General features: G+C 29.7%; 8 protein-coding genes. 3 read left to right on the plus strand and 5 right to left on the minus strand.

Annotation, left to right across the window (positions count from 1 at the left end; translation table 11 throughout):
* From VK071_00210 to VK071_00220, 3 genes are all read right to left on the minus strand, one after another.
* On the minus strand, nucleotides 1-887 hold an 887-nt coding region (locus VK071_00210), incomplete at its 3' end, for an ABC transporter ATP-binding protein (GenBank protein ID HLR33737.1).
* Nucleotides 880-2,616, minus strand: coding sequence for an ABC transporter ATP-binding protein (locus VK071_00215; protein HLR33738.1), 1,737 nt, complete (start codon nucleotides 2,614-2,616; stop codon nucleotides 880-882). The genes VK071_00215 and VK071_00210, both read right to left, overlap by 8 nt.
* Before the next feature lie 76 nt (nucleotides 2,617-2,692).
* Nucleotides 2,693-3,451 (minus strand): exodeoxyribonuclease III, encoded by a 759-nt coding sequence (locus tag VK071_00220; protein HLR33739.1) that lies wholly within the window; start codon nucleotides 3,449-3,451, stop codon nucleotides 2,693-2,695.
* 169 nt (nucleotides 3,452-3,620) lie between these two features.
* On the opposite strand from VK071_00220, the gene VK071_00225 reads away from it, so the two are divergent.
* The 3 genes from VK071_00225 to VK071_00235 all read left to right on the plus strand — a co-directional run bounded on the left by VK071_00225 (nucleotide 3,621) and on the right by VK071_00235 (nucleotide 6,699).
* Nucleotides 3,621-4,058, plus strand: coding sequence for a DUF188 domain-containing protein (locus VK071_00225; GenBank protein ID HLR33740.1), 438 nt, complete (start codon nucleotides 3,621-3,623; stop codon nucleotides 4,056-4,058).
* An 81-nt stretch (nucleotides 4,059-4,139) separates the two neighbouring features.
* The gene (locus tag VK071_00230; protein ID HLR33741.1) at nucleotides 4,140-4,892 is read left to right on the plus strand and encodes an ABC transporter ATP-binding protein; all 753 of its coding nucleotides are present in this window, start codon (nucleotides 4,140-4,142) and stop codon (nucleotides 4,890-4,892) included.
* Nucleotides 4,893-5,337: 445 nt separating this feature from the next.
* Nucleotides 5,338-6,699, plus strand: a complete 1,362-nt coding sequence (locus VK071_00235; GenBank protein ID HLR33742.1) for a metallophosphoesterase — start codon at nucleotides 5,338-5,340, stop codon at nucleotides 6,697-6,699.
* Between the two features lie 75 nt (nucleotides 6,700-6,774).
* On the opposite strand, the gene VK071_00240 is transcribed toward VK071_00235, so the two are convergent.
* Together VK071_00240 and VK071_00245 are read right to left on the minus strand one after the other, a co-directional pair.
* Complete coding sequence (locus tag VK071_00240) at nucleotides 6,775-7,359, minus strand: rubrerythrin family protein (GenBank protein HLR33743.1); 585 nt, start codon at nucleotides 7,357-7,359, stop codon at nucleotides 6,775-6,777.
* A gap of 253 nt (nucleotides 7,360-7,612) precedes the next feature.
* Nucleotides 7,613-8,192: ISKra4 family transposase (locus VK071_00245; GenBank protein HLR33744.1), on the minus strand; the 580-nt coding region annotated here is incomplete at its 5' end.

The raw sequence follows: 8,192 nt of genomic DNA on the forward strand, positions 1-8,192 counted from the left end.
TTAATTGCTAAAGCCCCACCTACAGCTGCTACTACTGCAAAACCAAGATTATTAATAACATTCATTATAGGCATAAGGAAACCTGACCATATTTGTGCTTTTATACCTACATCACATAAATCTGTATTTACAGTTTCAAATTCCTCAATAACCCTATCTTCATTATTAAAAGCTTTGACTACCTCAATACCTGATATAGTTTCTTCAATATGTCCATTTAATTGACCTAAAACCATTTGCTGTTCTTTAAACAAAACTCTAGTCTTTTTAGCTATTTTTCTTGTTAGAAGAAATACTAATGGTATAGTAATCATACTAGCAAAAGTTAATATTGGACTTAATATAAGCATCATCACAAAGGCCCCTACAATTGCTATAACACTAGACATTAATCTTACCGTCGATTGAGAAATAGTCGTACTAATATTGTCTACATCATTAGATAATCTGCTCATTACTTCGCCATGACTGTGGGTATCAAAATAAGACAAAGGCAATTTTTGTAGTTTATTAAAAAGTCCTTCTCTTATAGTGAAAACTATTCTTTGGGATATTCCAGCCATTATCCACCCTTGTAAAAAAGTCATAAAACCTTCAGCTAAATACAAACCTATAAGTATGGCGATGAACATTTTTAGTAACTTAAAATCAACTCCCATTTTACCTATAGATATGACGTCAATAGCCTTACCTATAAAATAGGGTACTAATAATGCTAATATAGAACTTCCTACTACTAATATAAAAGTCACAACTAATAATCTTGTTTCTTTTTTAAAGTAAGTTCCTAACCTTTTTATAGTTTCTTTAAAGTTTTTTGGTTTAACCACTGAAGTCATTCTACCTCTACTGCCACCTTGCCTACCAAAGCCTCTATTTTTAGCCACTTAAATCACCGGCCTTTCCTACTTGAGAACGATATATATCTTGATAAATACTTGATTTCTCCATTAGTTCTTCGTGAATTCCTATACTTTCTATAGAACCATCACTATCTAAAACCACTATTTTATCAGCACCCATAACGGAAGTTATACGTTGAGCAATAGTTATAGATGTAGTATCTACTAAATATTTTTTTAATTCTCTCCTTATTTCCCCTTCAGTAGTTACATCTACTGCACTTGTACTATCATCTAGAATAAGAATATTAGGTTTCTTTACTAAAGCCCGGGCTATAGAAATTCTTTGCTTTTGACCACCAGAAAGATTTACTCCTCCTTGCCCTAGTATAGTATCGTAACCTTCTGGAAATGAAGTTATAAATTCGTGAGCTTGAGCAATTTTAGCTGCCTTTTCCACTTCAGACATAGGTATATCCCCATCACTCCAGCGAATATTTTCTCTAATTGTGCCGGAGAATAGTACAGATTTTTGAGGAACTATACCTATTATATCTCTTAATTCTTCTATATCTATATCTCTAATATCCACACCATCTACCTTTATACTCCCTTCATCTACATCATAAAATCTAGGTATTAATTTAACTAAACTACTTTTCCCTGAACCAGTAGAACCAATAATAGCTACTGTTTCACCAGGATTACAAGTAAAATTAATATTCTTCAATACTGGCTCACTACTTTCACCATAAGAAAAGTTAACATTTTCAAACCCTATTTTTCCTCTATATTCCCCTACCTTTGTAGAGACATCTTTAACCATTAGCCTGTTTTCTTCTTCAAAAACTTCACCTATTCTTTCAGCAGAGGCTTTTGCTCTAACAAACATAACAAATACATGGGAAATCATTATAAGAGAAAAAAGAATCTGAGCCATATAGTTAGTAAGTGCAATAATCTCTCCTACTTTCGCAGTTCCTTTATTAACTTTAAATCCTCCAAACCACAATACTAAAACTATAGCTATATTTACTATAAAAGAAACAATAGGTGCTAAAATAGCTATTCGTCTCATACCTTTAATAGATATATTAGCTAAATTTTTATTAGCATCATCAAAATTTTCTACTTCATAATCAAAACGATTAAAAGCTTTTACAACTCGGACTCCTCTTAAATATTCTCTCATTACTCCATTTATTTTATCTATAGCCTTTTGCATTTTCATAAAAAGAGGATAACCAGCTTTCATATTTAAAAATATTATAGCCGAAATAACTGGTATTGTTCCTATAAGAATTAAAGACATAGAAGGATTAATTATAATAGCCATTACAATACTTCCAATGCCTAAAATCGGTGCTTTAATAAATATTCTCATACTTCCATGAGCAAAATTTTGTAATTGAGTTACATCATTAGTTAATCTAGTTATGAGACTCCCTTCTTCAAAGTTATCAATATTTTCAAAGGAAAAATTTTGAATTTTTATAAATAAATCTTCTCTAAGTTGAGCACCAAATTTCTGTGATACAATACTTGCAATAATATTTCTAATAACAGCAGCAATAGCTCCAATTGCTGTAATTCCTAACATGACTCCACCCATATGTAGAACATAATTCAAATTATTTTCTGCCACTCCCCGGTCTACTATTTTTGCCATAATAGTAGGTTGCATCAAATCTGCTATAGCCTCAAGAGTTATAAATATTAATGCTAACACATAACTTTTCCAATACATTTTTATATACTTTTTTAGATAATCCATTTAAACACCGCCAATTTTCCTAATTACAAAGTTAGTATATGAAAATATGGCAGATTATAGCCTGCCATATTCATAATTATATATTATTCAGTTCTAAACTTACAGGACAATGATCACTACCCATAATATCAGGATGAATTTCAGCATCTTCCATAACATCTTTTAGTTTTTCAGACACAATAAAATAGTCAATCCTCCATCCTACATTTCTATCTCTAGACTTTCTCATATAGGACCACCAACTATAAGCATCTTTTTTGTCTGGATAGAAATATCTAAAGCTATCTATAAATCCAGCATCTAATAGTTCTGTCATTTTACTTCTTTCCTCATCGGTGAAACCAGCATTTTTTCTATTAGTACTTGGATTTTTTAAGTCAATTTCATTATGAGCAACATTTAAATCCCCGCATAAAATAACTGGTTTAATATCATCTAATTCCTTAAGATATTCTCTAAAATCATCTTCCCATTCCATTCTATAATCTAACCTAGTTAATCCTCTTTGAGAATTTGGAGTATAGACATTAACTAAGTAAAATTTATCAAATTCTAGAGTAATTACTCTTCCTTCCTTATCATGTTCTTCAATTCCAAGGCCGTATCGAACAGATAAAGGTTCTTCCTTTGTGAAAATAGCCGTTCCTGAATAACCTTTCTTCTCTGCATAATTCCAGTATTGGTGGTATCCTTCTAATTCTAAATCGATTTGTCCTTCTTGCAATTTAATTTCTTGTACACAAAAAATATCACCATCTAATTCATTAAAATAATCTAAAAAACCTTTCCGTACACAAGCTCTTAATCCATTTACATTCCAAGAATAAAGTTTCATATAATTTACCTCCATTGATTTCTAATGTTTCTTATTACTTGTCCAATTATATTATATAAAATATTATAGTTGGCAAAGATAATAAATATAAAGCATTTATTATCTTGATACCCATTTTCCTTATAGTAACTCTTTATTAGACTATGATATGATGAAACAGGGTGATGATATGAGAATAATAGTAGATGGTGATGGTTGTCCCGTTATTGATATAACTATAGAAATTGCTAAGTATTATGGATTAGAAATAATTATTGTCAAAGACTATTCCCATGACCTATGGGATGAATATGCAACTATTGTTACTGTAGATGAAGGCCATGATAGTGTTGATTTGCATATTGTAAACAATGTTAAAAAGAAGGATATTGTTGTTACTCAAGATTATGGTCTTGCAGCTATGGCTCTTACCAAGGGGGCTATATGTATTACCCAAAATGGCAAAGTTATTTCCTCAAATAATGTTGATAATCTTCTAGCTCGTAGACATTTTAATCAACAAATACGAAAGAAATACAAACATTATCCTAAAATTAAAAAAAGAAGTCCAGAGCAGGATAGTTTCTTTAAAGAAAATTTAAAGAAATTAATTGAGGAAATTGCATAATGTTAAACTATTGATTTCACTCATTTTTATTCAAAAACATAAAAAATTGACAGAATTTATAATTAAATTAATAGTTTTTTTATTCTTAACTTTGTAGGACAATATTTCTTTAGGATTTTAGAAGCATTAGGAGATAATAAAGTATCAAAAGCACTCTATAGTAGTTTAATAGAAAAAGATATTGGTTTCTTTAATAATAAAACTACTGGAGATTTAAATTCCCTTTTAACAAATGATGGTAGAGAAGTAGCAAGTTGGATGTCAGTGGGATGGCTTATTAGATTGATACAGATATTTTCACTAGTTTTTACAATAATTATGATGATGAGATACAATGTACTTTTGACTTTAATTATACTAGGCTTAATCGCTGTTTCATTCTTAACAATAAATATAATAGCTAAAAAACAAGCGGAAGTATCAGAGAACATTTTTAGTATTAGAGGAGAAATAAATCAATTTTTAATAGAAAGTATTCAGTCTATAAGCTTAATAAAACCTTTAAGAAAAGAAAAATATTTTAAAGATAAATTTAAAACCTTAATTGATAATAAGAAATTTAAAGAAGATAAAAGGTATTCATTTTTACTTGGACTATATGTATCCATGACTGCGTTACTTATTATGATATTGCCATTGGTATCTGTAGGGGTTGATGCAGTCTTAGCTTCAAAAGGTAAGATGACTGTTGGAAGTATATTGAGTATATATGCATTGACCGGTCAATTACAAGAACCAGTTAGAGTTTTAGCAGATTCTTTTAATCAAGAAAGAACTGCTATGGCTTTATCTAATAGATTAAAAGAGAAAGTGGTAGTGGAAAATCAACTCTAGGAAACCTTATACTAGGAATTTTAGAATTAAAAGATGGAAGTATAAAGATGCTGATGATATATATACATTAAAGGCTTAATCCTATATAAACATAACACAGATCTAGCCCCTTTAAAACTTGTTTAAAGGAGCTTTTTTATATTTCTTATAACAATTTAGATAAAACTGTTTAGCTATTTTTAGAAGATTAGAATAAATTGAATTGTTATTATAGATATTATTAAAAATACAAGTTAAGTAGTAGTATTATTATTAGATGTTAAATTATCTTATCTAAAATCTCATTTTTTAATAAGCTATTAATCTATTCCTTTTTTTATTTAACTTTATAAGTTTAATTATGCAATTTCCTCAATAGAGAATATGCTAAATTAAGTGGATAAAAATAAAAGCTATGTTATAATAATAGAAAGCACAACAAAAAATTAACACTGTGAGGTTAGCTATGAAAAATAAAAAAATTTTATTCACTATCATGGCTATATTTGTTTTAACTGGAACAATTATAATACGATTTCATTTGTCTAGTTGTAAAGTGGCATGCTCAAAGCCTCCTAGTAAAATTAAAGCTGGAAAAGATATAACTATTCTAGTTGCTGCAGATCCTCATTATTTCACTAGTAAATTAAATGATTGCGGAGAAGCGTTTAATAAATATATTACAACTGGTGATGGTAAGCTAATAAAATATAGTGATGAGCTAATAGATGCTTTTACTAGAGATATAGAGAAGATTAAACCTGATATACTTATTATTTGTGGTGACCTAACAAATAATGGGGAAAAGGAAAGTCACGAAAACTTAGCCGAAAAACTAGATATTATTCAAAACTCTGGCACTTCTGTTTTTGTTATTCCGGGTAATCATGATATAAAAAATCCATGGTCCTGTAAGTTTAAAGATAGAAAACAGAAAAAAGCTAGTAATATAACAGATAAAGATTTCAATAAAATATATGAGCCCTTTGGCTATAGTGAAGCCATTTCTAAGGACAAGAATACATTAAGTTATCTTGCAGCCCCTTCCGAAGATATATGGCTATTAATGCTTGATACAAATCAATATGAAGATAATATTAAACGTAGTGCCCCTCAAGCAGACGGTATAATAAACCCTGATACACTTCAATGGATTGAAGAATGTAGCCAAAAAGCAAAAAAAGAGAATGCTAAAATCATTGCAGTAATGCACCATAGTCTATTAGACCATAATCCAGTAAAAAATGAGGGCTATACTTTAAATAATAGTGAAGACGTTGTAGAGGTATTCCAAAGATGTGATATAGAATTAGCTTTAACAGGACATATACATTTGCAAAGTATAAAGTCCTATGAAAATAATGGGAAACAAATCTATGATATTGCAACTGGTGCCTTATCAGTATATCCACATAATTATGGTATTCTTAATTATTCACCTAATAAAGGCTATGAATATAATACTAATCAAGTGGATATGGTAGGTTGGGCAAAAGAAAATAATATAGATGATGAAAATATACATAACTTTAAAGAATACTCTAGAACCTATTTTGTTAATCGCTCCTATTATAATTTTTATGAAGAATTCTATAATATTCACGAATATAAAGATAAAGAAATGGATTTAATGTCAAAAACCTTAGCCGAATTAAACGCAATGTACTACGAAGGAAAAGGTGAAATAGATATAGAGAAAATAAAAAGCTCAGAAGGCTATAAACTATTAGAAGACATTGGAACTGACTTCCTTAAAAAATATGCCGAATTCATATTTGAAATGAAAGGTATTAATAGTAATAGGTTGGAGGTACCAGTTAATAAATAAGGTAATTATGAGAATAACCTAAAAAGGCTTATAAGAAAAAGTTTCTTATAAGCCTTTTGTTCTTTACTTCATATTTTAATAAGTTTCAACAAACACTTCAAAATAACTTCTTGGGTGTGCACAAGCGGGACATACTTCAGGTGCTGATTTCCCTCTGTGAACATATCCACAGTTGTTACACTTCCATTCTACAACTTCATCTTTTTCAAAAACCTTATCATTTTCAATATTACTTAATAACTTTCTATATCTTATTTCATGGCGTTCTTCTGCTTCTGCAATTTCTCTAAAAGTATGTGCTATTTCAGGAAACCCTTCTTCTTCCGCAATATCAGCAAATGCTGGATAAAGTTCTTCCCATTCTTCTTGCTCCCCATTAGCTGCTGCTAATAAATTTTCTTTAGTTTTCCCTAAATCTACTGGAAAATCAGATGTTATTTCTATTTTTTCTCCTTTTAAAGATTGATTTAGATATTTGAAGAATCTCTTAGCATGTTCCTTTTCATTTTCCGCTGTTTCTGTAAAAATATTTGAAATTTGTACATACCCTTCTTTTTTAGCTTCAGAGGCATAATATGTATATCTCATTCTTGCTTGAGATTCACCTGCAAATGCCTTCATTAAATTTTCAGCTGTTTTTGTTCCTTCTAATGATTTCATTTACTAATTCCCCCTTATGTCATAAAATATACGAACTAATAATATCTATTATATCATTAGTTTAGGAAATGTCATCTTTATAGTAGTAAAAGGGTGCATAAATTAAACGCGACCCATATTGTGGATGATATTCTACCTGTATCTAATTAGAGTTAAATTTAGCCCCGGAGGGGGATTATGGAACTAAAAATGTGCAGACTTCTCTTAATAAGATAGCATGGTATTTATTTGCGAATTTTTCTAAACTTACAAATTAAGCACTTATAATTTTTACTACATCAGTCCAAAGATTACTTTCATATTTAGCACGTAGTGCTGCGATATACTGACCTCCACCTATTCCCCATCTCATACCAGACTGCTTCATTCTCTGTTGAATAACGACCTTATTACCACTTTCTATTGGACCACTGCCTATATAATATCCACTTTCTTTATAACTTCTATATTTTATTCGTTCTCTATTATTTACTATATAATTGTATACATTAACAACTCCAAATGGTATCTCTTTAATTAAATTTAAAGATATATAATCCAATGCTTCATCGATCTTCTGATCTTCTATTAAATTAAGTACTGTATTTACCCATATTCGTCTTCCGACTTCATCTAATGGATATAATATTTTAGCATAGTTATTTACATTTTCACTTAGATGAAAATAATCAAGTATTCTTATAGCATCTGGAAAAAGTTCTTCACACATATTCCATATCCATGCTGCACCATCACCAAGAACTACGACTTTCCTCAATACACCATATCCAGCTCTTGCTGCTGCATCAAAGATAACTTTTTTAAATTCTCCGACTCCTCCAAAATAAGTAACA

This window comes from Tissierellales bacterium, assembly GCA_035301805.1.
Lineage (GTDB): Bacteria > Bacillota > Clostridia > Tissierellales > DATGTQ01 > DATGTQ01.

Excerpts from the sequence above, each read along its gene's own strand:
- VK071_00215 (HLR33738.1), bottom strand. The coding sequence starts at position 2,616 with ATGGATTATCTAAAAAAGTATATAAAAATGTATTGGAAAAGTTATGTG.
- VK071_00220 (HLR33739.1), bottom strand. The coding sequence starts at position 3,451 with ATGAAACTTTATTCTTGGAATGTAAATGGATTAAGAGCTTGTGTACGG.
- VK071_00225 (HLR33740.1), top strand. The coding sequence starts at position 3,621 with ATGAGAATAATAGTAGATGGTGATGGTTGTCCCGTTATTGATATAACT.
- VK071_00235 (HLR33742.1), top strand. The coding sequence starts at position 5,338 with ATGAAAAATAAAAAAATTTTATTCACTATCATGGCTATATTTGTTTTA.
- VK071_00240 (HLR33743.1), bottom strand. The coding sequence starts at position 7,359 with ATGAAATCATTAGAAGGAACAAAAACAGCTGAAAATTTAATGAAGGCA.